Annotated in this window: 23 protein-coding genes; 10 read left to right on the top strand and 13 right to left on the bottom strand. The window is 46.9% G+C overall.

What is annotated here, in order from left to right; genetic code table 11:
• Positions 1 to 541: 541 nt before the first annotated feature.
• On the bottom strand, positions 542 to 1,729 hold the full coding sequence (locus tag H6F63_RS21900) for an EcsC family protein (RefSeq protein ID WP_190639545.1): 1,188 nt from the start codon (positions 1,727 to 1,729) through the stop codon (positions 542 to 544).
• Between the two features lie 240 nt (positions 1,730 to 1,969).
• A complete protein-coding gene (locus H6F63_RS30655; RefSeq protein WP_277876466.1) occupies positions 1,970 to 2,092 on the bottom strand; it encodes a hypothetical protein in 123 nt (40 codons plus the stop codon).
• 36 nt (positions 2,093 to 2,128) lie between these two features.
• On the opposite strand from H6F63_RS30655, the gene H6F63_RS21895 reads away from it, so the two are divergent.
• Complete coding sequence (locus H6F63_RS21895; protein WP_190639544.1) at positions 2,129 to 2,977, top strand: ABC transporter permease; 849 nt, start codon at positions 2,129 to 2,131, stop codon at positions 2,975 to 2,977.
• A 416-nt stretch (positions 2,978 to 3,393) separates the two neighbouring features.
• Here H6F63_RS21895 and H6F63_RS21890 read toward each other — a convergent pair whose 3' ends face one another.
• The 4 genes from H6F63_RS21890 to H6F63_RS21875 form a co-directional block, all read right to left on the bottom strand.
• Positions 3,394 to 3,891, bottom strand: a complete 498-nt coding sequence (locus H6F63_RS21890) for a hypothetical protein (protein WP_190639543.1) — start codon at positions 3,889 to 3,891, stop codon at positions 3,394 to 3,396.
• Positions 3,892 to 4,109: 218 nt separating this feature from the next.
• Positions 4,110 to 5,090, bottom strand: coding sequence for a DUF1517 domain-containing protein (locus H6F63_RS21885; protein ID WP_190639542.1), 981 nt, complete (start codon positions 5,088 to 5,090; stop codon positions 4,110 to 4,112).
• 147 nt (positions 5,091 to 5,237) lie between these two features.
• Positions 5,238 to 5,459 carry a sulfur carrier protein ThiS gene (gene thiS / locus H6F63_RS21880; RefSeq protein ID WP_190447382.1) on the bottom strand — a complete coding sequence of 74 codons (222 nt, stop codon included), beginning with the start codon at positions 5,457 to 5,459 and terminating at the stop codon, positions 5,238 to 5,240.
• Positions 5,452 to 6,561, bottom strand: a complete 1,110-nt coding sequence (locus H6F63_RS21875) for a thiamine phosphate synthase (protein WP_190639635.1) — start codon at positions 6,559 to 6,561, stop codon at positions 5,452 to 5,454. Before H6F63_RS21875 ends, thiS begins: the two co-directional genes overlap by 8 nt.
• Before the next feature lie 404 nt (positions 6,562 to 6,965).
• Between H6F63_RS21875 and H6F63_RS21870 the strand changes: the two genes are divergently transcribed.
• Both H6F63_RS21870 and H6F63_RS21865 read left to right on the top strand, forming a co-directional pair.
• Complete coding sequence (locus tag H6F63_RS21870) at positions 6,966 to 8,834, top strand: DUF1565 domain-containing protein (protein WP_190639541.1); 1,869 nt, start codon at positions 6,966 to 6,968, stop codon at positions 8,832 to 8,834.
• A 59-nt stretch (positions 8,835 to 8,893) separates the two neighbouring features.
• Positions 8,894 to 9,367: an AAA family ATPase gene (locus tag H6F63_RS21865; RefSeq protein WP_190639540.1), complete on the top strand. Its 474-nt coding sequence runs from the start codon at positions 8,894 to 8,896 to the stop codon at positions 9,365 to 9,367.
• A 47-nt stretch (positions 9,368 to 9,414) separates the two neighbouring features.
• Here H6F63_RS21865 and H6F63_RS21860 read toward each other — a convergent pair whose 3' ends face one another.
• Both H6F63_RS21860 and dapF read right to left on the bottom strand, forming a co-directional pair.
• The gene (locus tag H6F63_RS21860; protein ID WP_190639539.1) at positions 9,415 to 10,509 is read right to left on the bottom strand and encodes a hypothetical protein; all 1,095 of its coding nucleotides are present in this window, start codon (positions 10,507 to 10,509) and stop codon (positions 9,415 to 9,417) included.
• A 63-nt stretch (positions 10,510 to 10,572) separates the two neighbouring features.
• Positions 10,573 to 11,430, bottom strand: coding sequence for a diaminopimelate epimerase (gene dapF, locus H6F63_RS21855; protein WP_190639538.1), 858 nt, complete (start codon positions 11,428 to 11,430; stop codon positions 10,573 to 10,575).
• 139 nt (positions 11,431 to 11,569) lie between these two features.
• Between dapF and H6F63_RS21850 the strand changes: the two genes are divergently transcribed.
• Positions 11,570 to 11,785 (top strand): RNA chaperone Hfq, encoded by a 216-nt coding sequence (locus tag H6F63_RS21850; protein ID WP_190423867.1) that lies wholly within the window; start codon positions 11,570 to 11,572, stop codon positions 11,783 to 11,785.
• Between the two features lie 48 nt (positions 11,786 to 11,833).
• Here the strand turns inward: H6F63_RS21850 and H6F63_RS21845 are convergent, their stop codons facing one another.
• Complete coding sequence (locus H6F63_RS21845) at positions 11,834 to 14,170, bottom strand: cation:proton antiporter (RefSeq protein ID WP_190639537.1); 2,337 nt, start codon at positions 14,168 to 14,170, stop codon at positions 11,834 to 11,836.
• 361 nt (positions 14,171 to 14,531) lie between these two features.
• Here H6F63_RS21845 and H6F63_RS21840 point away from each other — a divergent pair, with 361 nt between their 5' ends.
• The 3 genes from H6F63_RS21840 to H6F63_RS21830 all read left to right on the top strand — a co-directional run bounded on the left by H6F63_RS21840 (position 14,532) and on the right by H6F63_RS21830 (position 16,765).
• Positions 14,532 to 15,458: a M23 family metallopeptidase gene (locus H6F63_RS21840; RefSeq protein ID WP_190639536.1), complete on the top strand. Its 927-nt coding sequence runs from the start codon at positions 14,532 to 14,534 to the stop codon at positions 15,456 to 15,458.
• Positions 15,459 to 15,986: 528 nt separating this feature from the next.
• Positions 15,987 to 16,547 carry a late competence development ComFB family protein gene (locus H6F63_RS21835; RefSeq protein WP_190639535.1) on the top strand — a complete coding sequence of 187 codons (561 nt, stop codon included), beginning with the start codon at positions 15,987 to 15,989 and terminating at the stop codon, positions 16,545 to 16,547.
• A gap of 41 nt (positions 16,548 to 16,588) precedes the next feature.
• A complete protein-coding gene (locus tag H6F63_RS21830; RefSeq protein WP_190639534.1) occupies positions 16,589 to 16,765 on the top strand; it encodes a hypothetical protein in 177 nt (58 codons plus the stop codon).
• Positions 16,766 to 16,794: 29 nt separating this feature from the next.
• Here H6F63_RS21830 and H6F63_RS21825 read toward each other — a convergent pair whose 3' ends face one another.
• Complete coding sequence (locus tag H6F63_RS21825) at positions 16,795 to 17,376, bottom strand: L,D-transpeptidase (RefSeq protein ID WP_242018994.1); 582 nt, start codon at positions 17,374 to 17,376, stop codon at positions 16,795 to 16,797.
• A 453-nt stretch (positions 17,377 to 17,829) separates the two neighbouring features.
• Here H6F63_RS21825 and H6F63_RS21820 point away from each other — a divergent pair, with 453 nt between their 5' ends.
• Together H6F63_RS21820 and H6F63_RS21815 are read left to right on the top strand one after the other, a co-directional pair.
• A complete protein-coding gene (locus tag H6F63_RS21820) occupies positions 17,830 to 18,480 on the top strand; it encodes a sigma-70 family RNA polymerase sigma factor (RefSeq protein ID WP_190423859.1) in 651 nt (216 codons plus the stop codon).
• 381 nt (positions 18,481 to 18,861) lie between these two features.
• Entirely contained in the window at positions 18,862 to 19,428 is a 567-nt protein-coding gene (locus H6F63_RS21815) for a Fis family transcriptional regulator (RefSeq protein WP_190423857.1), read from the top strand.
• Positions 19,429 to 19,586: 158 nt separating this feature from the next.
• On the opposite strand, the gene H6F63_RS21810 is transcribed toward H6F63_RS21815, so the two are convergent.
• Positions 19,587 to 19,979, bottom strand: a complete 393-nt coding sequence (locus H6F63_RS21810; protein ID WP_190639533.1) for a gamma-glutamylcyclotransferase — start codon at positions 19,977 to 19,979, stop codon at positions 19,587 to 19,589.
• A gap of 137 nt (positions 19,980 to 20,116) precedes the next feature.
• On the opposite strand from H6F63_RS21810, the gene leuS reads away from it, so the two are divergent.
• Positions 20,117 to 23,206, top strand: a complete 3,090-nt coding sequence (gene leuS / locus H6F63_RS21805) for a leucine--tRNA ligase (protein WP_347276826.1) — start codon at positions 20,117 to 20,119, stop codon at positions 23,204 to 23,206.
• Between the two features lie 387 nt (positions 23,207 to 23,593).
• On the opposite strand, the gene H6F63_RS21790 is transcribed toward leuS, so the two are convergent.
• Positions 23,594 to 25,099, bottom strand: a complete 1,506-nt coding sequence (locus tag H6F63_RS21790; protein WP_242020015.1) for a family 10 glycosylhydrolase — start codon at positions 25,097 to 25,099, stop codon at positions 23,594 to 23,596.
• A gap of 325 nt (positions 25,100 to 25,424) precedes the next feature.
• Entirely contained in the window at positions 25,425 to 25,826 is a 402-nt protein-coding gene (psb27, locus tag H6F63_RS21785) for a photosystem II protein Psb27 (protein WP_190442439.1), read from the bottom strand.
• Positions 25,827 to 26,119 lie beyond the last annotated feature (293 nt).

Below are 26,119 nucleotides of genomic sequence, written 5' to 3'. Positions count from 1 at the left end.
AATCGGAGCCTAAAATACATTCAAACAACCTAACAATTAGTCAGGTTAGGTTAACATAAACTGTTATATTCATTTTGTCCTCCCTACTGAATCACCCTGATATCAGCAATAAAATTTATTGCTGGTTACACAGCGCTAGAGATTTCCACTTGCCATTCGGCAGTTATGCCTATGGGTGGGAAGCTTTGCGCTAAGAGGGGACGATCTTATCCACTTTTCCCCGGTTCTTTCTAGAAGATGCGGCTGTCTAGTCATTAAGAGCAGTAATTGCGGGAGACACATTTAGAATCACCCCTATTACTAGGATTCCCGAATTAAATACGTTACTAACACTAGAAAGATAAAAAGTGCCAAATTTATTGCCAGAAACCCGCGTAGCTTGGGGGATTAGGGCAAAAAACTAAGGCTATAAGGGCATTTGTTGGGTAACGCGATTTCGGACGAACCCAAGGAGCAATGAGAGGGGTTGTGGCGCTGGCGTGAAGAGATTAACCAGAAAGTATTGGAACCCACGAGACGGCTTACGATTGACGAAGCTGCCTTAAATCTTTACAAGTTTTTTAATCGCATCCACGTCAATATCAAATCTTTGAGTAATTTTGTCGATAACCTTGGATTCTTCTGGTGTCAGTGTGCTATCAAGTTCGGATATTCTGTAACACTGCGCCAACAAGGGGATAGCATAATCGCGGTTGAGTTGATCTAAAAGAGTATCTAAAGGCTGAGGAGATTTAATATTAGAAGCGATCGCATCTATTGATGCGGGGCTGAGATTCGCCGCCTGTAAGGAAGGGAGAATATCTTCCCAAGACTTGCCGGGATAACTTGCCACAATTGTATGAACCAGTATTTGATCCATAATCGCTTGTTGCGCGATCGCAGTCTGCAAATAACTTTCACTCGCCGCCTGCGTTTCTACCAGCTTATCCTCCGATACCTGCGAATGCAGCTGTGCCTCATAAAATCGACAAGCCGCATAACCCAACGCATATATCATCGTCGCATTTGCGCTGGCACCAATTACTGCACCCGCCACAGGTGTAGCTTTCAACAAACCTAAACCCGCCTTAATTCCTTGACTACCGCCCAGCGACAAACCAAATATAGCTAACACTTCACCTTTACGGGCTGGATCTTTCAAATCTAACCCATAAGCTGCCGCAATCTGATAAACCATTTCCGCTTGTAACAGTGTCGTCGCCGCCACATCAACAGTCAGCAACGCTAACGCCTGTCCGGGCAAAAAGCTAGTAGCCAAACCCATCCCGCCGCCATAAACTGCTTTTTCCACCATCAAATGATGGGCAACCTGATTGGGGCTTTCCTCTGGATGCTTTTGCTGTAAATCTCTAACAGCATTTTCGGCTTTTACCACATCAACTTGATTGATGATACCGAGTAGCCAAGTTGTTGGCAAGGCTCTGGTGACATGACGCAAAAATTGGTTATCACCTACATAATTAACCGCACGTCCTGCACCTTGCGTAGTTTGGGAAATCAACTTTTGCGTTTGTTTCGCCGCCGTCTCGCCAACACCAGCTGCTGTCTTTACTACAGCTTTGCCTGTTTTATAAGCCGTGTTGCCTATTGCAGCAACTCCTCCAACGGCTGTTTTTGCGATCGCTTGCCCAGAAGCCGCAACTGAACCCCAAAACGATGGTTTGACATCCGTGGACTGTGTATCGGACTTTTCCACTTTTTCAGATACAATTCCCGGTTTGTTTTCCATCGTTCAATTCCCATTCCTACCAGGCGCTCTTTTTTGAGGATATCTTGCCAGAATGCGATCGCGCCTGTATCAACAGTAAGAAAAACACTTTCTTCCCTTCTTCCTTCCCACCTCAGTACGTCTTTGGTAACTGTAAGGCTTGCTTCCTCTGTTCCTCTACCCTATGCAGCGTCTAGAATGGTTCGTTTAAAAGACTATATATGAGCGCACAGATTCCCATTCTATAAGTATAGCCCTAACTCAAGAAATATTAGTAATAAATGATACAAAGATTAAAGATATTACTGAAAAGTTGCACAGGTTGACGCGATCGCACTCTTCCAGACATTCGATCGCATCCGGTAAAGTGAAGAAATAGCGCATAGTGCGATCGCTTCCCGTGGCTAGTGGTGAAAATTGATGACAGGTACAGTAACAAATCAGCAGGAGGACATCACCCCAGATATGTTGAAGTCCAAGGATAAACCTCGTGTCTCTTGGCAGGTTCTTTTTACCCTGCTGATGTTTTTTTATATGTACCTACCCATTCTGGTACTTGGCGTTTACAGTTTTAACGAATCTGCTTATGGCGCTGGGTGGGAAGGATTTACCTGGAAGTGGTATCTCAAACTGTTTGGCGACTCTCGCGTTCTCACAGCGCTGCAAAATAGCTTGACAGTGGCTTTCTGTGCCGTAGCGATCGCTGCTGTTATTGGTACGCTGATGGCAGTAGGTTTAGCTCGTTATCGTTTTCCTCTTCAAAGCTTGTATCGCGGCGTTGCATACCTACCCCTGATTATTCCCGATATTGCGATCGCAGTCGCCACCCTGGTATTTTTGGCAGTAATTGGCATACCTCTCAGCCTTTGGACAATTGTCGCCGCTCATGTCGTCTTTTGTCTTGCCTACGTCGCCCTTGTCGTCTCTTCCCGAATTAGCGCCCTCGATCCCCACTTAGAAGAAGCCGCCCTAGATTTAGGGGCGACACCAGTGCAAGCTTTTATACAAGTGTTGCTTCCGGAGTTGATGCCAGCAATTATCTCTGGTTGTCTGTTATCTTTTGTCCTCAGCATGGACGACTTTCTGATTGCCAGCTTCACTGCTGGTACTGGTGCCACAACTCTACCAATGGAAATCTTTAGCCGCATCCGCACTGGCGTTAAACCTGATATCAATGCCTTGAGCGTTATGTTAATGATAGTTTCAGGTTTTGTTGCCTTTGTCGCTGAATTACTCCGCTATCGCAGCGAACAAAAACGGTTTAAGTAGTTTTTTTGAGTTTATGAATTTTAAAACTTTAACTAGAAATATTGTCAAAAAATTAACTTTTTTTAGGCTATAATGATTTAATAAAGTCTAATTATAAGTATTTTTTTAATAATGAAAATTTGTCTGGATTTTTGATATAAAAACAGATTTCCATTATTTAATAATACCGCCCTGCGGCACGAAAGTAAATAATCAATTTTTCCTACTCATATTCCTAAACGAAAAATTAACGAATCAAATAGAACCGCTGGTATATAGCAATTCTCGGTTGCATAGATAACATTGTAGGGACACGGCATTGCCGTGTCCCTACGAGGGTTTGTGCGGCTCTAACCAGCCATTCTCAAGAAGAACCCCACAAAAAAAGCCCAGATATACTGGGCTATGCCGCTATTTGCTAAGTTATTTTTCTAGGCTTACCAAAGCAACTTAGCTCTTTTAAACTTTCTGCTGGTTTTGCTTAACAACCAGCAACCTGCACCTAAAGCACCAAAAACCAAAAAACTAACAACAGAGTTAAGCTTGGCAACAGAATGGGGTACGGGTATTACATCGGTGGTGATGGGATTGAGTTCTAAGAACGAGCCATCGCTAAAAGGCGCACTCAGAGAAAGGTTAGAATTGGTGATAGCAATCTCATAACAATTAATGTAGTCGTGGCAAGTAGCCGAGAGTATAGGCTTTTCAGCAATGTCTCCAGCAGATACTAAGCTAACAGCAGTGGCGGGAGAGATATTTGTCAGCAATGCGATCGCGAGTGCGATCGCTACTACTGAGAGTTTTTGCCAAATCTTCATCATTTTTTGTATCCGATTCTCTAACTTCGGTAGGTTGGGATGTGCGTCTAGAACCAGCAGATAGCTACCAATCTGTTTAGCAGTACGGCTAAAAACATTCCTAGATAAAAATGGCATAATTTCAAGACAATTACCAGCATTTCGGCGCGGTTTTATTGAAAAAATAAATTTAGATGGTCATGTTAAAGCCTGAGTTAAGTTTGTCATACCAAGACAGTAACCTAGACTGACCAAATAGTTTTTGGATTGACATGAAAAAAGGAGGCTGATAATCAACCTCCTCTTGAGAAGAAATTCAGTAGAAGTACGCAATCGTGCGCCCCTACAAATTTCGATTAAACTAATTTCAGATCCGGATACTCAGCCAGCAAGTCATCAGTAGTGAGCGTGTCGCCCTCTGCTTGGGGTGTCCAGAGAACTTCTACAGCGAGTAAGCGATCGCTTGAAATACCGCCAATTTGACGTAAAGCTTGACGCAGATCGTCGGTGCTGTTAATTTTCGGTAGTTCCAGATTACCTTCCACACCCACTACCATCGTCACAACGAGGTATTCACCAGGGTCTTGTGTCATCAGTTCACCACCAGCAGCAGTTCCTGGTAAAGATGCTGGAGGAGCAGCTGCTCTGAGCTGATTATTGACGTTAGAGAGAGTTTCTTCAGTAAACTTACTGCGTTCGCCCAGCGCTAGCTGATTGAACTTAGCTTCTGCGGCTTGTAGCGCCGTTTGCTGAGATTCACCCGCACCGTAAACCCAGTATTCCGGGTGACGTAGCAAAGCTAAGGTGCTTTCTTGTAGAACTTGAGCGCGACCTTCGGCGGAACTTGTATCTGCTGTACGCGCCAGTTGGTCTAGCTCTTTTTGCAAACTCCGGGCTTCCGACAACAAACCAACTTGTACCCGTGCGACGGAAACCTTGGGATTGCTGTAGCCGAGGGAGTCCACTTCGCCAGCATCGCCAGCACGAACACGACGGAAGCTGGAAACCAAGAAGTTAGCGATCGCCAAGAATATCAGAATACTGAACAGACCGCCGCCTCCCCCACCAAAAAAGAAGGGAAAAAGTAACGGGAAGCCAAAACCGCCACCACCGGGATAGGGAGCCGGATAGTACCCTCCTCCTCCTGGTGCGTAAGTACGGCCAGGAGGTGAATAGGTGCGGCTGGGCGCTCTGAAACCGCCACTACCCCCCATCCGCCCACCTGTGCGGGCTGCTAAAGCTCCATCAGCATGACTAAATGCCAAAGTTAGGACAAGCCCAATGACGAGCAGAGATTTAAAAAATGGTTTAATTGTTGAAAGTATTTTGTTACGCATTAAACTATGCCTCTTGAATCTGATTAAACTGTAGCGGCTCTTGCAGCTCAAGGCATCTTTCGATTGGCATCACCGGGTACATATTTAATCTATCGCTTGGTTTCTGACTCTGGGGACTATACGGGGGACGGATTACCGACCCTTTTTCTAGCCGCCGCCGACGATGGTGACGATTTCTAAGTTGTCCCCTTGTTTCATCTCAGTTTCCGACCAAAACTGGCGATGCAGAATCTCACCGTTGTACTCAACAGCCACTAAACGCGGGTTTAACCCCAATTGTTCCAGCATTTCGGGCAATTTGGTATGCGGCGAACAGCTACGGGGTTCGCCATTTACCTGAAGCGCAATCTGATGGGACTGATTAGACATGAGATTGGGGAAGACGAGCATCAATTGTGCGAAGAGTTTGCACTCGACTCAGTTGCGAGATGAAATATTGAGCCATCAACATCGGCTGATCTGACTGCATAATAGCGCGGACAACTGCCACTCTCTCGGCTCCCGCTCCCAGCACATCATTTAAGTTATCCACCTCAATGCCACCAATTGCAAACCAAGGAATCGGGGAATTTGCAGCTGCATAGCGGACATATTCTAGACCAACAGCCGCTTTACCAACTTTGGTTGGAGTCTCGTAAACTGGGCCCACCCCAATATAATCAGCACCTTCAGCGATCGCGCGTTGCATCTCTTCTGGATTTGTGGTGGAACGACCGATCAGGCGTTGTGGCCCAAGTATCTGACGAGCGATCGCAATTGGCATATCTTGTTGTCCCAGATGGATACCATCGGCATCCACAGCCAAAGCTAGATCCACCCGGTCATTCATAATAAATAATGCACCGTATTGATGGCACAGCTGGCGGAGTTTGTTGGCGTGAGCCAGTTTCACGTTATCGTCGGCTGTTTTTTCTCGGTACTGTACCAGAGTTAGTCCCCCTTGCAGGGCGGCTTCGACGATGGAAAACAGCTCTTCCGAGGCAGATGTTACCAAATACAGACGCGATCGCAACAGTGCCTGATGTCGTTTGTAAGCCAGCAAGCTGCTCTCTAAGGTATACACCCGATAGCGCATCTGCTTAGTCGCCGCTCCCATATCCGGGTCATAAAGCTTGCTATACTCTTCCAGCACCCGCAACGCTTCTTCCACCCTGGAGAAATTTACCTGCAACAGATGCTCAATACTGGAGCGCTGTTCTTCTTGAGGATGGCTCAGCTCTGTGCCTGGGTCGCCGGGAGTATCCCGCGCTGCCCTTAGTTCAATACTATGCCAGCTCGCTAGCTCCTGCCGCATTTGCTTGCATTCATTTACAAGTGGCGAGCTATTCATGCCAAAGCGACACCATTCCTCAATAATTCGCAAGCCTTCTCTGGCTCGGTCTAGATTGGCATCTAAAATGCGGCAAACAGCTGGCTGTGTTTGTATGGGCAAATCGCCGACTCGCCCTCGAACGCTGTGTTTCTCGCCCATCGCAACCACTCCATTATTTTTCATCGTAACAGTCACTTCCCCTTGTTCGCGAAATATTTAAGGTGAGAGGGTGGCACGCCGAGCCAAATTTTGCCATTAACCCATCTATTTTATACAAACGGATAAAAAAATAAAGACGCGGGGATTAAGTATGTTGAACAAAATAAACATAACTTGTATTGCATCCATTGATTAAAAATCTTGTCGAAAATAAAGTATGTTGGTAAGATATGACCCTGCACATTGAAAAATTAATCTTCTGATAGATGGCTGGAAACAGCTTTTTAGAAATGTAAAAAGATGGGTAGTGTCTATCCAGCATTGGCGTGCATAAACTAAAACTAGGTGCCAATGCCATCAAACTTCACCTTGTATTGCAGTGCCAACTTGAGAGGAGTAGAGCCGTGAGTTTGACACGCCCCCGCAATCATAAAATTTCGGATTTCGGATTTTGGATTTTCGATTATCAAATTTCAGGCAAGAGCCGCCACAATATTCGTACCTGTAGTATTGTCCTGGGAATAGTGGCGGCGACAACAATACCGTTTTGCCTAGATGTAACCGCAGTAGTGGCACAGTCTAATGTAGCTCAGCCTGCTGCTGATAGCACCATGAAAATGCTATACGTCAACCCAACTGCTGGGAATGACACTAATGGCAATGGAAGTGAAAAGACACCTTTCCAAACCATTACCCAAGCATTGCGGGTAGCTGGAGCCAACACCACGATTATCCTTTCTCCCGGCACTTACAGCCTGGAGACGGGCGAAGTTTTTCCCTTGAGGCTAAAATCGGGGATCACGATTCAAGGCGACCCCAGCAGCAAAGGGCAGAATATTGTGATTAAAGGCGGGGGCGGTTTCCTGAGTCCGACCTTTGCTGGTCAAAATATAGCGATCGCCTCAGCTAACCAATCCACAATCACAGGGGTAACGGTAACTAATCCTAATCCGCGAGGTTACGGTCTGTGGATTGAATCCAACAGTCCCCTCGTCGTCGATAATACCTTTACTGGAAATACACATGACGGGGTTTCTGTCAACGGAAAAAGTTCGCCCAGGATTCGCGGCAACAACTTCTACAGCAATGGCGGAAATGGCATCACCATCTACGGCAGCTCCAGCCCCGAAGTGCGGGAAAATGTGTTTCAAAACACAGGATTTGGCATTAGCGTCGGTCAGAATGCCGCACCGCAGCTGATTGGGAATCGCATCATCGGCAATAAAGATGGTGTAGTTCTCGAAGGTAAGGCGCAGCCAATCTTACGAAACAATGTCATAGAAAACAATACTCGCTATGGGTTAGTGGCAATTTCTCAAGCTCGTCCCGATTTGGGGAAAGCTGACGAACCGGGAGGTAATGTTTTTCGTGCTAATGGTGAATTAGACCTTTACACCAAAGCTTCTAATCAGACTATTCCCGCTTTCGGAAATCAGATCGCCTCCCGTACAGAAGGAAACATCGATTTAGGTGGTGTCGCTACTCCCGCCGTCGCCAGCAACACTCTGGATCGGGTTCCTGCTGCCCTATCGCCAAGGCAAATATTGCCAGTCGCCAGAGCGATCGCACCGAGCCAGAATTCTCCATCCTCAGATTTAGACCCAAATTGGCGGAGTGAGCCAACCTTTTCCACCCCAGGACAACGCGCACCCAACAACACAGCTATAAAACCTGTGCCGGCTGCATCAAGGTCGCGATCGCCCCGGTCTTTACCAACGCTACAGGGTACCTTACCAGCCTTACCGCCTCTTCCTCAGACCTCACCGTTACCAATTCCAGCAACACCGCCTGCATCAAGGTCGTCTCTACCTACTCTCGACCCCCCCAGGCAGTCTAGGACATTACCAGCGCTACCCTCGCTAACGCCCTCTTCCTCGTCGCCAGCGTCACCTACTCAACCTAGGGTTATAGACTTTGGCGCTTCGCCAGAGGAGCCTCTAGGCAATCCCAATTCTTCAGATTTACTGCCAGTGCCTAACGCTAATATTCCACTGGGGAATATTGGCGACCAGACAGCGACTAGAGGGACAAGAAATTCGTCTCGCCGTAGTAGTACGCAGGCGCGGGGTTTGCGCTATCGGGTTTTGGTGAATGCTCAGGATTCGCGCCAAGAAGCTTTAGTGCGATCGCTGGTTCCGGATGCCTTCCGCACTGTCGCCAACGGTCGCGGAGTGATGCAAGTGGGAGTATTTAGCAGACGCGATCGCGCTAACGAAATTGTGCAAATGCTGGATAACAAGGGTGTGGAAGCTATTGTTGAAGAAATGAATTGACAATTGCTAATAGTTAATGGCTAATAGCTAATTGTTCAAAATCTATTAGCCATTAGCCTATGCAATTATTAATTTTTATCGGTTTACAAGCTTCTGGAAAAAGTAAGTTTTTTCGTACTAATTTTGCCGAAACCCATAAACTTGTTAGCAAAGATTTATTGCGTAACAATAAAAAGCCCTCCAGAAGGCAAGCACAATTGATTAAAGAGGCACTTCAAGCCGGAGAATCAGTAGTTGTTGATAACACTAACCCAACAATTGAGGATCGTGCCTCTCTAATTCAGTTGGGTTGTAGCTACAATGCTGAAATTATCGGTTATTACTTTGAATCAATCTTAAACCAATGCCTTGAGCGCAACCAGCAACGCACGGGGAGAGCCAGAGTTCCAGATGTAGGGATTTATGCCACAATCAAGAAACTAAAACCCCCATCTTATGCGGAAGGCTTTCACAAGCTATTTTACGTGCAGATTGCTGATAACTCTGCTTTTGAGGTGCGGGAATGGAATAAAAATGGGGTAGCTGATGGATAATGATGCGTTTTAGAAACAAATGCGCGAACTTGAATATAGTGGTCTTATCACAAAGCTTTAATTTCTTGAATCACCCAATCAAATGTTTCAAGAAACTGTTTTAGTGCAGCTTCATCTGTCAACATTGAAAGGAAGACATTGAAATAATTAGGATAAGTTTTCTCCACAAGAGAATCAAGGCGTTTTTCAAATTCTAATACTTTGTCTTGGGAAGAAAATAGCCGCCTGTCAATTTGGATGGTGCCATCAGTCCATATTGTAAAAAGCGAATAATCCTTTCCCTGATAGTTTAGCTTTGGAATACATGTCCCGTATTTGCTGCCTTTACCCCATCGAACCTGTATCTGGTCAGGACTGATCCATTCAAGAATTTTTTTGGCAGCTTCACATTGATCGCTACCTTGTTTTTCTTCAAGTTCCTTAAAGAACGATAATTTATCCCACTGTCTTTTCTCAGTAACAGAAACAGAGGAATTTTTATCAACAATTTGACCAATAACTCTAGGAACAAGAGTCCTTAAACCTTGACCGACGTATTGCTTAATTTCAACTGCCAATACCTCCGCTGGATTCATTTGTTTATTTAAGAACTCCACTACACGCTGAAGTTCAGTAGGAATTTTATCAGCAACAAAGACTAGGTGTATTTTGCCAGCTAGCAGGTTAGTTTTGACCTGCTGCCAGAACTGCTTTTGGTCAGCGTCAGCACCCAAAAATTCAGCTAGTATCTGTTCAGAATCGCCACCTTGAAACTGACACGTAGCCTCAAATTGAGCAATAATTTTCTCAACAGGCCAGTAAACTACTCCATTAGCAGCATAGTCGAGCATCTGACCTACCACCTCTCGCCGGAGGCGGGTGTCAGTGCTACGCTTAACTTCCACTAGGGTTGGAATTCCATCCTGGTCAAGAAACAAATGATCGACTGACCATCGATCGATACCACCCTCCTGAGATAGCACTCCAACCTCTCGTTTAACTAGCAACCATTTTCGTGGTGCAGCAGTGTCGATTTGATCGCCAGCCAGCAGATTAGGATATTTAGCAAGAAGTTCTTGCAGCAAAGCCTCTGAGTCATAGGCTTTTTCGTTCATCTCAACCAGCTGACCGTTATCCTGAATCAGGTAAATAGCACCACTCATCGAAATTTCCTTGTATTGACCTATCTAAGGTTCCCATTTTCAAGGTTCGATGTTACACAGCGGCTAGATTCTACCTACGAACACGCACTCAGCTGGGCCAGTCATATAAACTCGCTGGTCTTGTTCTGACCATTCGATTTCCAAACAACCGCCGGGTAGTTCCACCGTAGCAACGCGATCGCATTTCTGTGCCAATACCCCAGCCACCACTACAGCACAAGCACCCGTACCGCAAGCTAAAGTTATCCCAGCACCTCTTTCCCACACCCGCATTTTCAGATAATCTGGGCGCACCACTTGAATAAACTCAGTATTGGTACGCTTGGGGAAAACTGGGTGATGTTCAAACTGAGAACCTATAGTCTCTAACTCGATAGCAGCGACATCCTCCACAAATGTGATGCAGTGGGGATTGCCCATGCTAACACAAGTTACTAACCAAGACTTTCCAGCAACTTCCAAAGGTTCATTTATCGCTTTCTTGTCTGGCGCTACTAGCGTCGTGGTAATTTCTGCTGCAAGTAGTCGCGGCATTCCCATATCGACTGTAACTTGACCATCCGGCTTAATTTGCGGTGTCATGACACCAGCCAGTGTGTGGATGCGATAGGTGATTGGGGACTGGGTAGATTTTTCCTTCTGTCCCCAGCCTTCTAAATCGGCGATAAATTTGGCTAAACAGCGAATACCATTGCCGCACATCTCCGGTTCTGAACCATCGGAGTTGAAAATCCGCATCGTGTAGTCAGTGCCATCTTGTCCGGGAAGGGCGAAAATCACACCATCTGCACCGATACCGAAGTGGCGATCGCATAACTTGACAGCATCCTCTGGTGTCAGACAGGGTTCGTCTGTGCCACGATTATCAATAAGGATGAAATCATTCCCCAGTCCCTGATATTTAGTAAACTCGATATTCATAGCAGCAATTACCACTTAACGGTCTTCAATTAGCATAAACTATGTAATGGGTGATGGAAAAGTTAGGAGTTATCAAGTTTCGATTAATAACTCTTAATTCCTAACTTTTTAAAATTACCAATTATCAAGGATATATTTTATGGCTGCTGAACTGGAAACTGGATTACCGAGTATTCGCCTACTCCAAACATTTGTTAAAGAAGGAAAAGAAGTCGAGATAAAACTGCTTACAAACGATGTTTTAGGTGGGAAAATTCGCTGGCTGGATCAGAACTGTATTTGTCTGATGGAGCAATCAAATCAGCCCACAATAGTTTGGCTGCAAGCGATCGCGTATGTGAAGCCGAAGTCCTGAAGAGTGTTGAGTGTTGAGTTGTTTTTCCAATTCAACACTCAACACTTTTTAAAGTTCCTGCTGATTATCAGATGGAAGCAATTCTTGGAAAGCTTCGCTCGCAGGCACCTGGATTACAGGAACCTGCACAACACGAGAATCCTCAGACACTGGGGAAAGCCACTCCTGCACTTGATTTAGAGGATAACTACCGCCGCACAAAAGTAGCTGATCCCCTGCCAACAACTGGGTGTCGCCGCCGGGAAACCGGATGAACTTCCCATCGCGCCGAATTGCTTGCACTTGTACCCCGTACTGGCGGCGCATATGCAACTGGGAGAGAGTTTTCCCTGCAACCGGACTATCCTCTGGAACTAACAACCACTGACAAGGAGCATTTTCACTGGGAATTGCCACTTTACCCTTTGCCAGTTGATCGAAGGCAGCTTGTTCATTTGATTCTCCCACCACCAACAAGCGATCGCCTTCTTCCAAAATTGTTTGGATATTTGGATAATCTATTTCTTCCCCCCCACTGCGACGAATTGCCACCAGAGAAACACCAGTCAAACGGCGCAAATCAGTCTCCTCCAGCGTCATCCCGATTAAAGGAGAACCAGGAGGGAGAGGATACCACTTGCTATTCATTTGGGCAGCCGCAACCTCCAAATCGCGGGCAATTTCCAAAGGCGATCGCTCTGGGCGTAGTGCCAGATAATGACTATTGCGGATTTGCTGCATTTCCTTCTGGATTGTCCATGAAGGCAAGCCATTACCAGCCAAAAGATGCGAAGCCAGTTCCAAAGAAGCTTCAAACTCAGGTTGCACCACCTCCCGCGCCCCCAGTTGGTAAAGCAGTTCGATATCTTTATTGTGGTTGGCGCGGACAACGATATCCAACTCAGGAGCCAATTCTAAAGCGCGTTTCAGGCAAAGACGGGTAGCCATCGGATCGGGCATAGCGATCGCCATCCCCGTCGCCTTGCCTACCCCAGCAGCTTCCAAAACATGCAAAGAAGCCCCATTGCCATAAACATAAGAAACCCCCGCCTCTCTCATTTGCTGAATCTTGCTTTCAGACTGATCGATAACCACAACTGGATACTTGTGTTCCTGCAACAGTTTCACCAGATTTCGTCCGACTCGCCCATAGCCACAAACCACCACATGATTTTGCAAAGGCAAATCGCAAGCAACTTCCAAAGGGGCATCTGCTGTGTCTAAAAACGACTTTAGCCAAGGCAACTCCAACAATTTTGGTACCAGGCGCAGCACAAAAGGCGTAAGTACCAACGTTACAGCAGTTGTACCCAAAATCAGTAAGTAAATTCGGCGAGAAACCAATCCCAGTGCTTGCCCTTCACTCGCCAGCACAAACGAGAATTCCCCAATCTGCGCTAATCCCAACCCAACAATTAAAGCCGTTTTCAAAGGATATCCAAACGCTCTCACGATTGGTGTCACAATCAAAAACTTGCCGACAAAAACCAAACAGACTAGCCCCAAAATTAACTCCAGATTTTCCCACAGAAAAACCGGGTCGATCAGCATCCCAATCGCGGCAAAAAATAAAGCTGCAAAAACATCCCGCAGCGGTTCCACATAAGTCAGAGTTTGGTCGGCATATTCCACCTCCGAAATCATTAACCCGGCGACAAATGCCCCCATCTCAATCGAAAGACCCATATACTCTGTGAGCAACGCAATGCCCAAACACAGCGCCACCACGCCCAGTAGAAACAGCTCCCGGCTTTCCGTTTTAGCCAGCAAACGCAGCAAAGGCGGAATTAGCCAAATACCAACAGCCACAGCCCCCGCAGCAAATAGCCCAATCTGCAAAAGCGCTAAAGCGATCGCTTTGCCAATTGCTTCCGGGGGTTTGTCCAGCGCTGGTAACACCGCCAGCATCAATCCCAGCGCCAAATCCTGCACCACCAGAATCCCCAGCATCACCTGAGCGTGAGGCGTTGCCGTCTCGTTGCGCTCCATCAGACACTTGAGGACAACAGCGGTGGAAGACAGAGACAGAATCGCCCCTAGGAAGACACCCTTCGCTGGTAAAGTACCCCAAGCCCCAGTTACGCCACATACCAAAACTGTGACTAGAATAGTCAGGGCGATTTGTAACCCGCCCCCTCCCAGAGCAATTTTTTGAACTTTTTTCAGTTCCGTAAAGGAAAACTCGACTCCCAGCGCGAACAACAAAAAGGCAACGCCAAACTGAGCCAGCGTTTCTATCTGAATCAACTCTTTAATTAGTCTCAACCCCGCTGGGCCAACAACCATCCCACCCAGAATATAGCCCAGTAAAGCAGGTTGACGGCATAAGGCTGCCACCAGACCACCAGCCGCAGCTGCCGCGAGAACCGTCACTAAGTCAACAATCAGTCTAAAATCTTCTTGCACAAGTTTCTTTTATAAAAAAACTATGAAGGTATATAAACTTTAGGATACAGAGTTTTAAGGGTTGTGCAGGTCCCTTTGGCTAAAGGTTCATCTGCCTTCAGTAGGAACTGCATACACTACTTAGTCTGCCTTTTCTCCTTCCCAGGTCAGAGGAGGGAATGCTCCGAATCAGGCTCCCACCTCATCTCTTCCTTGGCTTTATTTGCCTTTGGGGGAGACTGGAGCCTTTCTTAATCGCGTTCGGAGGCTCTTAACGAGTAGAAAAATATGGGAAACACTTGAGACAGGGTGATAGTCTATCCGCTAGTACAAAAAACATCTGTATATTTTGTCAACAATCCTGTGGGAGTAATTGCCTGTAATGTCGAAGAATCTGCTAAAATTTCGCCCTGATCTACAGCAACTCGGTTCTACACTTTTTTCTCTGAAAGTCAAAAATACAAAGAAAGAATTTTTTCTTTTGCCCGTTGCTTTTTGCCTTTTTACTTTGCCAGCGCGAGCCTTGCAGGTTCAGGTGACACCCACTAATCCCCAGTTGGGGGATACCCTTTCAGTGGTGATTCAAAAAGATGTAGCAGACTCGCAAAGTCCCACGGTTTCTCTGAAACAGCAGAATTACTCAACGTTTTCTATCGGTCAAAATCGCTTTCGAGCTTTGCTACCAACGACACCTTTAGATAAGCCGGGAAGGTTGGTAATTCGGGTAGCGGGTGATGGACAAGTGCGGGAAATTCCGATTGTTTTGCGATCGCGCTCTTTCCCAGTGCAACGGATTACTCTACCCCCTGGAAAAGCTGGACAGGGAGCAACGCAATATGAACTAGATCGGGTAGCGGCTTTTAAAAAGTTAGTGACACCCCAGAAGTTCTGGAATGGCCCCTTCCTGAAGCCGAACCGGGGAAGAATCAGCAGCATTTACGGAGTTCGTCGCTACTACAATGGCAAATTTGCCAACGATTACTACCATCGCGGAGTTGACTACGCTGGCGGGTATGGCTCGCCTGTCACAGCGCCAGCAGCAGGACGGGTGGCGTTGGTGGGAAGGGTAAGCCAAGGGTTCCGGGTTCACGGTAATGTAATTGGAGTTGACCACGGGCAAGGTGTCACCAGCATTTTTATGCACCTGAGCCGTATTGATGTTAAGGAAGGGGATATTGTAAAACCTGGTCAGGTAATTGGTGCAATTGGTTCTACGGGCGCTTCAACTGGCCCTCATTTGCACTGGGGATTGTATGTAAATGGCTTATCAGTTGACCCTGGCCCCTGGCGAAATCAAGAATTTCAATGAGGCTTTAGGAAGTTTTGATGTATTTTTTGAAGTTTTGATCTATTTAGTGTTGTATTGAGGTACACATTGTGGCAGGGTTGTCTATGTGAAAAAGGAGGGGGCGTGACACTTTTAATGTCTTGCAATATTCCTCGCTTGGGGATTGCATATAGGTTTAGCGGCAACGCCAATGTTGAATAGCCTCCAGGGAACAATCTCGAAAATCCCCGTAGGTAAAACACTTCCGGTTTCTTCGCCCGACAAAACTGATTTTCAGGGTAGCTGGTGAGAGGTGCTGTGTCATGCCAAGATATTTTGATGGGGATGAGCGAAGAGACATCTATACAGATTTCAACTTTACTCATGGCTTATAGAGGCGTTTAAAAAAATTGCTTCTACCCAAAGAGAGAAAATCAATTTTTTAGGGAAGCGGCAATCTCAGCCTTGCTTTCCTCGCCAACCAAAGTAGGAGGCAACTAGCCATGTTGCCCGGAGGCGGATTTACTGCGCCTCCGCTGTAAAGGATGGGGTATAAAGCGGGATTTTTAGATGAGTATTGAAAAGATTGTTGAACAAGCCCTACAAGATGGTTATCTGACACCAGCGATGGAGGCAGAGGTAGGACGCATTTGTGACACCGCGTCTGAGCTGTCAATTGAAGAGTACATGGCGCTGGATCGTCTGATGGGGGCGCTGTTGACGGGGGAAGTCGTTGCGGTTCCTCGCAAACAGTTTATCAATGTGATGGAAGAGTTGGTGCTGACGGAAGCGATCGCGCGAGTCGCAGAAATTGAAGCTACTAGCGATCGCGTTTTGGATGTGGGGGATATTGCCGCCTACGCTCTAAATCGTCTACCGCCCCTGTACGCGACGACGGAGGAAGGAGCCAGCTATCAGCGAATGCGAGCAAAAGATGAACTCCAAGAGCTAATTACCCAGCAAGTAAACGAAGCGATCGCTCGTAACTTGGATCGTCCCGAAAACCCAGGACAAGTTATCAGCAAATCTTCTGGGCCGGATGTATTTAAGCAGGTCAGTTCTTTACTACAAACTTACGCTTCCAACTTTGAGCAAAGAGATAAGGATGAAAATGAAAATGATGAAGAATGAAATCTTCTAAATAAGAGAACGCGGGGAAGAATATCTTAGCTGTGGGACTCACAGTGTTAGCCTGTAAAGCTACCGTAACGCCGAGAGCCGAGCAGGATGGCGGCGGGTGTAATGAAGCAGGGAAGAAAAACCGCGAGGCTATACAAACTCACAAGCAATGCCAACTTTCCGGGAAATCCCCACTTTCAAAACCGCAGGCTCGTGGAGCTAAGGTTTAAGGTGGGGAGGAGGTCAAACCTTTACCTTCTCAGCGACGAACAATTACAGGCGTTCCTTTACTTATCTGCTGATACATAGCCCGAATATCCTGATTACGCATTCGCACGCAGCCGTGAGAAACAGCTTGCCCTACCAGCTGCTCCTGGTTGGTGCCGTGGAACCCGATTTGATGTCGTCCATCCGACCAAAAGCTAATCCAGCGATCGCCTAAAGGATTATTCTTCGCCCCGGCGGGGAAGACTTCCCCGGTGATGGGTTGACTCCAAGCTGGATTTTTGTTCATTTTTAGAACTTGAAACGAACCGATGGGAGTCTCCCAACCCGACTGTCCCACAGCTACCGGGTAGGTGGCGAAAAGCTGATTGTCTAGGTAAACATAGACAACGCGATCGCTCAAATCGACAATCAAACGCGATCGCCCAAGGTATTCTGACGTTGATGGCGATAAAGCAGCCCCGAAGCTAAAATTTTCCCCAGCAATAACTGGTAATCCCAAGCTGTTGAGCGTCAGCTTTGAGAAATGCGATCGCCACGAAACTGACAACAGCACAAAAGCTGTCCCAAAACAAATCAGCATCAAATTTCGAGACAGTGGCTCATTTCTTGACATAGCGCTTTTCGCTACGAGTTGCTACCTAATTACCTTATAACCTTCTTCTTTTAGCATACGCCTATCAATATTAGGCTTCGCGCAATTGGCGGAAAGCTAAATGACCCTACACAAACCAAGCCTCATCCACCCAAGCTTGATATAGTAAAGTCCCCTCACCATGAGGACTTCCTTAAATAAAAGCTCTCAACTTGCGTCCTCTTCCAGAAGAATAGAGGTTGGCTTTTAAGGGAATTCAGTCGTTGGGGACTTTGCCAGCAGTTTATTGAGCCAAGGAAATTTTTCCTGATGGGATTTTATTAGTTGCGAAGAATAGTAATAACTCCCCACTCTCTGCTACTGCTATTCGCTACATTGGTGTGAGAGCGCAAAAATTGCGTTCCATCTAATTGGGAACATTGCACAAGTGGCAGCGTCTTGGGGAGTAAGGCTGTTTTAACCCCCATTTCATCCATGAGTCAATCGATTCCTGCAACCTGGTCAACGGCTGAAGTAACGGTTCAGGTGCAACCTGAAAAACTCTCAAACTACGATTTGATTTTACGCTGTCAGGCCGATCTGCGTCCCGATCGCGCTGCCTTTGCAGAGCTGTTGCGTCGCTATCAGTCTCATGTCGAGAAAATTTTGTACCACCTGGCTCCAGATTGGCAGGATCGGGCAGATTTAGCACAAGAAGTTTGGATTCGGGTTTACCGCAATATCAAACGTTTGCAGGAACCAGTCAAGTTCCGGGGATGGTTGAGCCGCATAGCCACCAACCTGTTTTACGATGAGCTGCGTAAACGCAAACGGGTTTCTAATCCGCTGTCGCTGGATGCTCCTCGCATGATGGATGACGGTGAAATGGATTGGGAAATTGCCTCAGACAATCCAAGTCCCGACGAAGATATGACGACGCGGGAATTCTACGAACAACTGCATGAAGCGATCGCTGATCTGCCAGAGGTTTTCCGTACTACCATCGTCCTTAGAGAAATCGAAGGTATGGCATACGAAGAAATTGCTGAAATTACTGGCGTTTCTTTGGGAACTGTGAAGTCTAGAATTGCTAGAGCCAGACAGCGGCTGCAATCTCAGTTGCAAAACTATCTAGATGGGCGCTAGCCTTTTCAAGGTGAAATTAATTTTCAGCTTTTAGGTGGATTTGCCCTCCCCAGAAAGTCAATTATGCTCAAGGCAGTAGAATGGTGTTCTTTAGATTGTTGAAGTGGTGCTGCTGTAAGGAATTTACCCTAATCACCGGGTGAAGAAAGTTTGATATCTACTTGCTGCTATAACCGCCAAAAACTCCCAAAGAGCTGAGTTGAACCCCAACCAAGCTACTCCGGACGGCTTAAGTAAATTCCCTACCACTCACTTACGTGCTGATTGTTGACAGGACAGTTACAATCTTAGACGAGATACGAGTATCTACCATATACTGATAGTGGCAAAAATTTGTGAGAGCTGTAGTTTCCAATTGTGTGATTTGCTGGTGACGTAAACATGACCCCTGACTTTAATACTCATAAGGATGCTGGACTGCGATGCCCAGCGGACGCACAGACCTCGAAGGAAATGGATATTTTGCAGCGTGATCGCTTTGAATTGCTCAGTGCCTACTTAGACGGTGAAGTAACCGCTGCGGAACGCAAACAAGTTCAGGAATGGCTGAAAACTGACCCGACAGTGCAGTGCTTGTACACCAGATTAGTGACGTTACGTCAAGGGTTACAAACCCTGCCAGTTCCTGAGTCTGGGCAATCAACAGAACAGGCAGTAAATGAAGTTTTCGCTTCGATCAACCGCCGCAGATTTCAAAAATTTGCTGGATGGAGTGGTGCAGCGATCGCAGCTTTGTTTGTTGGCGCTTTCTCAGGCATTCTCCCCGGCAATTACTCCTTGAGTCCGCAGATGGCTCAATCTCCCATAGCACCGCAGCCTTCAGAGCCTTTGATGGTTGCTCTGAATCGCCCTGCCATAGAGATTCCCAAAGCAGCAGTAGCGAGTCCAGAACACTCTCTCAACCAACTGCTAAACTCTGCCGAAGATACACAAAATCAAAGTTATTAATTTACATTCTTAACCCCTCAATTGACCTTTGGAGTTGGGGGATGAAACGCTCAATCAATTCACAGTTAACATCTTTCCCACCCTTCTCCACCTAACCCTAGCCCTTTGAGGGGAGGGTTAGGTGGAGAGGGGCTTTAACTTATTTGCACTTCAGGGTTTTATCCTTTCCAGTAACCACACGGCAGAGCAACACCCCCGTAGCGTCTAACTTGCTCTGGTGTCATCAGATAAACCCACGCCGTCCCTAGCGATCGCGCATCTAAATCATACGTCTGGATTTCGTGCCGATTATATAAATTTTGTGCCGCTTTCCGCTCTGGATTGTAATCTTCCAATTCATCCAAATTCAGTAAAACTGCTGAATCGGCGAAAGATAACAAAAAGCCGTGAACTTTCCCGTCGCCTGTAGTCATGGCGGGATAACCTAATTTTAGGGCGAAGAGTTTACCGTGCGCGATCGCGCTTGTCTCCTCCACCACCTTACCCGCACAATAACGTTGATAATTCGACCCCCCAGGCTTGAGAGTGCCGTAAACGAATACTTTTAACATTTGATGACTAGACAACTTCAGATGTCATTCGTTTGTCACTTATAAACTGAAACCCCCTACTCATGCCACACCCAGCGAGGTAGTATGACAGAATTAGGAAAACGTAGACGATTAATGACCCAGTAGGAGTTTTCGTTGTGGAGTCCCGATACAACCCAGCAGCAATAGAGGAAAAGTGGCAACAGACTTGGATAGAACAAGGCTTAGATAAAACCCCCTCCTTAGACAGCAGCAAGCCGAAATTCTACGCCCTGTCTATGTTCCCGTATCCATCGGGCAGCCTGCACATGGGACACGTTCGTAACTACACAATCACAGATGTGATTGCCCGACTCAAGCGGATGCAAGGGTATCGCGTACTCCATCCAATGGGTTGGGATGCCTTTGGTTTGCCTGCGGAAAATGCCGCCATTGACCGGGGCGTTCCTCCGGCAGAGTGGACTTATCAAAATATTGCTCAGATGCGGCGTCAGTTACAGCAGTTGGGGCTTTCTATAGACTGGAGCCGGGAAGTAACCACTTGTTCTCCCGACTATTACAAGTGGACGCAGTGGATTTTCTTGCAATTTTTCTCTCGCGGACTAGCTTATCAGAAAGAATCCGCCGTCAACTGGGACCCCATCGACCAGACAGTATTGGCAAACGAGCAAGTTGATAACGAAGGGCGTTCTTGGCGTTCCGGTGCCAAAGTTGAGCGCAAGTTGTTGCGGCAGTGGTTCCTCAAGATTACCTATTATGCCGAGCAATTGCTCAACGATTTGGACAAATTGAACGGATGGCCTGAGCGTGTAAAGTTGATGCAGGCTAACTGGATTGGTAAATCTGTTGGCGCTTACTTAGAATTTCCGATTGTCGGGAAGGATGAAAAAGTCGGTGTTTTCACTACCCGTCCCGATACTGTCTATGGTGTTACTTACGTAGTATTGGCACCAGAGCATCCTTTAACTGCCAAGGTTACTACTCCAGAACGGAAAGCGGCTGTAGAAGCCTTTATTCAGGAAGTTTCCAACCAAACTGAGTTGGAACGTACTGCTGAAGATAAGCCAAAGCGGGGTATTCCTACAGGTGGTAAGGCAATTAACCCCTTCACTGGGGAAGAGATTCCGATTTGGATCGCGGATTATGTATTGTACGAGTATGGCACGGGCGCGGTGATGGGAGTCCCAGCTCACGATGTTCGGGATTTCAAATTTGCTAATGGAAACGATTTGCCAATCAACGTGGTAATTGTGCGTGCTGATGCAGCTGATACACCCATAACTTTGAAAGAAGCTTATACCGAACCGGGAGTTGTAGTTAATTCTGACATCTTCAATGGCATGGATTCAACCGAAGCCAAGTCAGCGATTATTCAATACGCCGAACAACAAGGTTTCGGGAAAGCGCGGATACAGTATCGCTTGCGAGATTGGCTAATTTCTCGACAACGCTACTGGGGTGCGCCTATCCCGGTCATTCACTGTCCCAAGTGCGGTATAGTGCCAGTCCCGGACGAAGACTTACCAGTAGTATTGCCGGAAAATGTAGAATTTACCGGACGCGGTGCTTCTCCTTTGTCTGGGATGGATTGGGTAAATGTGCCTTGTCCGAGTTGCGGAACGCAAGCAAAGCGGGAAACAGACACGATGGACACATTTATCGATTCCTCGTGGTATTTCTTGCGGTATCCCGACGCTAATAATGGGCAACAGGTATTCGACAAGACGAAGACAAACGACTGGATGCCTGTAGACCAGTATGTAGGCGGAATTGAACACGCAATTTTGCACTTGCTTTACTCGCGCTTCTTTACTAAAGTGTTGCGAGACTGCGGCTTGCTAAATTTTGACGAACCCTTCCAGCGCTTGCTAACTCAAGGCATGGTTCAGGGTATAACTTACAAAAATCCTGAGACTGGTAAGTATATTCCAGGGGCACAGGTAAAAGATCCGACAGCACCAAAAGATCCGGAAACGGGTAAACCGTTGGAAGTCTTCTATGAGAAAATGTCGAAGTCGAAGTACAACGGTGTAGATCCGTTGGAAGTTCTCGCCAAGTACGGCGCAGATACGGCGCGGATGTTTACCTTGTTCAAGGCACCTCCGGAAAAAGATTTGGAATGGGATGATGCTGACGTTGAGGGACAATTCCGCTTTTTAAATCGTGTGTGGCGTTTGGTTGCGGAGTTCGTCAGTAGTCAGTCGTCTTTACAACAAACAACGGACGAGGGACAACTAACACAACCTGAAAAAGATTTCCAACGAGCAATTCACAATGTTATCCAACGGATCTACGGTGTAGATCCGTTGGAAGTTCTCGCCAAGTATGGCGCAGATACGGCGCGGATGTTTACCTTGTTCAAGGCACCTCCGGAAAAAGATTTGGAATGGGATGATGCTGACGTTGAGGGCCAATTCCACTTTTTACATCGCGTCTGGCGTTTAGTTGCGGATGTCAGCAGTCAGTCGTCTTTACAACAAACAACGGACGCGGGACAAATAACACAACCTGAAAAAGATTTGCAACGAGCAATTCACAATGCTATCCAAGCTTTCACAGATTTAGAGGGCAGATATGAATTCAATACGGCTGTTTCTAATTTCATGAAATTAAGTAATGCTCTTACTGATGCCACCTGCAAAGATTCTCCTGTGTATGCGGAAGGGATAAAAACTTTGATTTTGTTAATAGAACCTTGTGCGCCTCACCTTGCTAATGAGTTGTGGAAGACTTTAGATAACACTGAGTCAGTACAACTAACAAAACCTGAAAAAGATTTGCGACGAGCAATTCACAATGCTATCCAAGCTGTCACGGAAGATTTAGAGGGCGAATATCAATTCAATACGGCGGTTTCTGAGTTGATGAAGTTAAGTAATGCTCTTACTGATGCCATCTGCAAAGATTCTCCTGTGTATGCGGAAGGGATAAACACTCTAATTTTGTTAATGGCACCTTTTGCGCCTCACATTGCTGATGAGTTGTGGAATTTAGGTAACACTGAGTCAGTACACTTGCAAACCTGGCCTAAAGTTGACCCAGATGCCTTGGTGGTTGATGAAATTACTTTGGTGATTCAGATTATGGGCAAAACTCGCGGGGCGATTCAAGTGCCTGCTGATGCTAGTCGGGAGGCTTTGGAGAAGTATGCCCGTGAGTCAGAGGTGGCTTTGAAGCATATCCAGGGTAAGGAGATTAAAAAGGTAATTGTGGTGCCTGGAAAGTTGGTTAATTTTGTGGTGGCGTAGGTTTAGGGTGGAGGCACCAGGCTGAGCCTGGGAAGCAGAAAAGTCCTCTTCCAACTCATTCCCAGGCTCAGTCTGGGAATGAGAATTGCTGATTGACAATAAGTTAAAGCTGTGGTAGAGGGAAGCGTTAACCACTAATATGAAAAGCGATCGCTTTTTCTAAAGCTCTTCGAGATCGATTCCTCGCTCTTGTAACTTAGCCATTAATTCGGCAAGCTGCTGTTCAGCTCTGTCAGTGCGTTGGCGCTCCTGTTGAATAACATTCTCTGGTGCCGGGAAACGGTTAGAGTTGGAATCGTACCAGTAGAGCCACTCGCGGCTAAAACCATTTGGATCTTAGCAGAGCGCTGGTATTCGTTCCCAGGCCGCAACCCAGGAACGAGTAACTTAGCGGGAACCGCAGGATTTGCGATCGCGATCTACTTCCGGTTCTTGCCAGGAGAAGGCAAAATGGCTCACTGCGTTAATTTGTGGCGTTCCAGAGCGAATTGCCTGCATCTGGTCTTCTAGCGATGGGCGAGAATTGTACGACTTTCCCCAGGCTCCCGCCAATACTGGTTGAACCTGAGTTCCCGGTGGTGCCTGACTCAAGACTCGCTGAACTTGGGAGACAATGCAGTTGGTGCTGCCACAGGTTCCGTAGGACATCGGATGCCACTCCATAGAAGCCGGAAACCGATCCCAAGGCTGGATTCTGGAATCATAACCTCCTTGTCCAATGGGTTGGTTCCCCTCTGGAAAAAACACTGCCCCGGTGGTAATTCCTTGCCTAGCGGCAGGCTGGCTGGCTAAATTTATAAAATCCAGAACGCCTTGAGCAGCGTGGGCAACACTCAATTGCCACAGCTCCCATTGCAGCAATGGTTGACGCTGACCAGGGGTGGCTTTCATTTCCTCATCCGGGGGTTTACGTCCCTGCCAAAGCGGCGATCCTTCCTGCGGGTAAAGCTTATCCACCTCGGCAACATCACCTGCACGAATAAAGCCTTTTGTCAAGTAACGCTGAATTAAATCTCGTCCCTTATTGTTAAGGGCGCGTTGATACAAAGCTTCTCGCGCACCGTCTCCATAAATCCACAAGTCTTGGACTTTGGTAACTACGGAGCTGGCACCTGCCTGCCGTGGATACCGAATGTAGTCAAAAAGTACCCCATCCGGACGACGGCGAACCACCGCCTGCACCAGGTCGTAATAATCTCGTTTGGCTAGGGGGTTGTAGGGATCGATGAAGACTTGAGAGCCATCCTCGACAACCGAGGAACTGGTCTGTCCCTTGCCGTCACGAGCTAAAACCTGTTGGCGATCGCTTCGCTGAGAGTAGGAGTAGCCGAAGTTCATGCTAAACATCCAGGCGTAAACTTTCAGCCCCCGCTCACGCCCTTTGTTAATCGCTTGTGCTAATAAGTCAACTTTTTCTGCACCAGGGCTTCGGACTACGGAAGGCCAAGGAGTACGGTTTTCGGCGACGGGCAACAACACCTGACCATCAGCAAAGGCTTCCACATAAACTTGGTTGTAGCCTCGGTTAACCAGACGATCCATAAGTTCATCGAGGGCACCCTGACGGATATCGCATGGGTACAGGCGTAGCCAAATTGCCTGAGTGCGAGGCCAGGTTTGAGAGCGACATTGCTGCAAACGCTCTGCGTGTTTTTTCAAGAGCGTTTTGTAGCGGCTTTGAGCATCTGGGTTTCCCTTTAAGGCTGCCAAGCGCAGGCTTTCTTTTTCTGCGATCGCATCTGTTGATAATTGGCAATATGCCTTTGTTTGAGCTTCAACTGGTTGTAACCCTAACCACGGATTGACAAGGCTACTACTTGTCAGCACTGCCGCGACCAAGCCGCGATAGAGACGCCGCCACTGTTGCGGCAACTTTAGCGATGCCTGAGTCAAGGACTTCCTCCTATACACCAATTTCATTGAACTGTTATATGTGTCTGTTTATCAGACGAAAGGTGGGAAATAAGGTGTCATCATTCCCCTTTCACTGAAAGAGCATCATAACAGCACTTTTTGATTCACTTTATACAGATTTTGGAAAAGTTTTTCCGAGAAATATAAGCATTTAGTAGATATGCACCTATAAGCAGGCAGGTCTAGCTGCCGCGTCTTACCTATTTGAAGCACTGCGGCGATCGCTTCAAGCGGATAAAGACTCTCATGCTCTCATGCAAAAAAAGCATACTTCATTTTTTCCTTTTGCATGAGAGCCTTTACTTCAAGATCCTCGTCTGAGAGAGAGTTCCACCTGCTGGAACTCTTGCTCTAAGCGATTCTTGAGTTTTTCCGGCAGAGGACGGTTAGGATAAGAACTGTAATGACCGGCAAGGGAGTTCAAAGCGGTTCGCATAGTTGTGAACGAACTCAGCTTGGTGACAGAGCTATCCCGCCGATAGCGCGAGGCAAAATCATTAATTGTCTGACGCGCTTGTGCCTGAGCTGCTGCCTTGTCTGGTGTACCTTCTGGTAATTCAATGGCTGTTCTCAAATTTTGCAGCAATGCCAATGTATCAGAGCGGTAATCTCCACTCAAGCCGACTGCGCTGTTTGAGGAACAGCCCGTCATAGCGATCGCAAAAACTAAAACAATGGCAAGTAGACGTGATAAATAGCGCTTCATAAGTATTTTTCGCCAAACGAGATAGAAAAGCAAAATCAGAGTTAATCCTATCCCGAATTGGAGTCATTAAAATTTTAGATTTGAGATTAGTCCTGCTGGTTTACGGAAGGTGCTTGCTATATATAGCGTTTCTCAGTTGGGTGAAATATATCGCGGTTCTGACCTTCGGGCTACCTTGCTAGGGACATGGCCATGTCCCGACAGATGTATCGCACCCACGCCTAGAATTGGTATAAGCCTGCCATCAGGTGAACCTGCGGCGAGGTGTGCGAGGTAAAGTCAACAGAGCTATA

The sequence above is a fragment of the Trichocoleus sp. FACHB-40 genome (assembly GCF_014695915.1).
Classification (GTDB): Bacteria; Cyanobacteriota; Cyanobacteriia; order Cyanobacteriales; family FACHB-T130; genus Funiculus; species Funiculus sociatus.
This window is presented reverse-complemented; position numbering and strand designations above follow the sequence as displayed.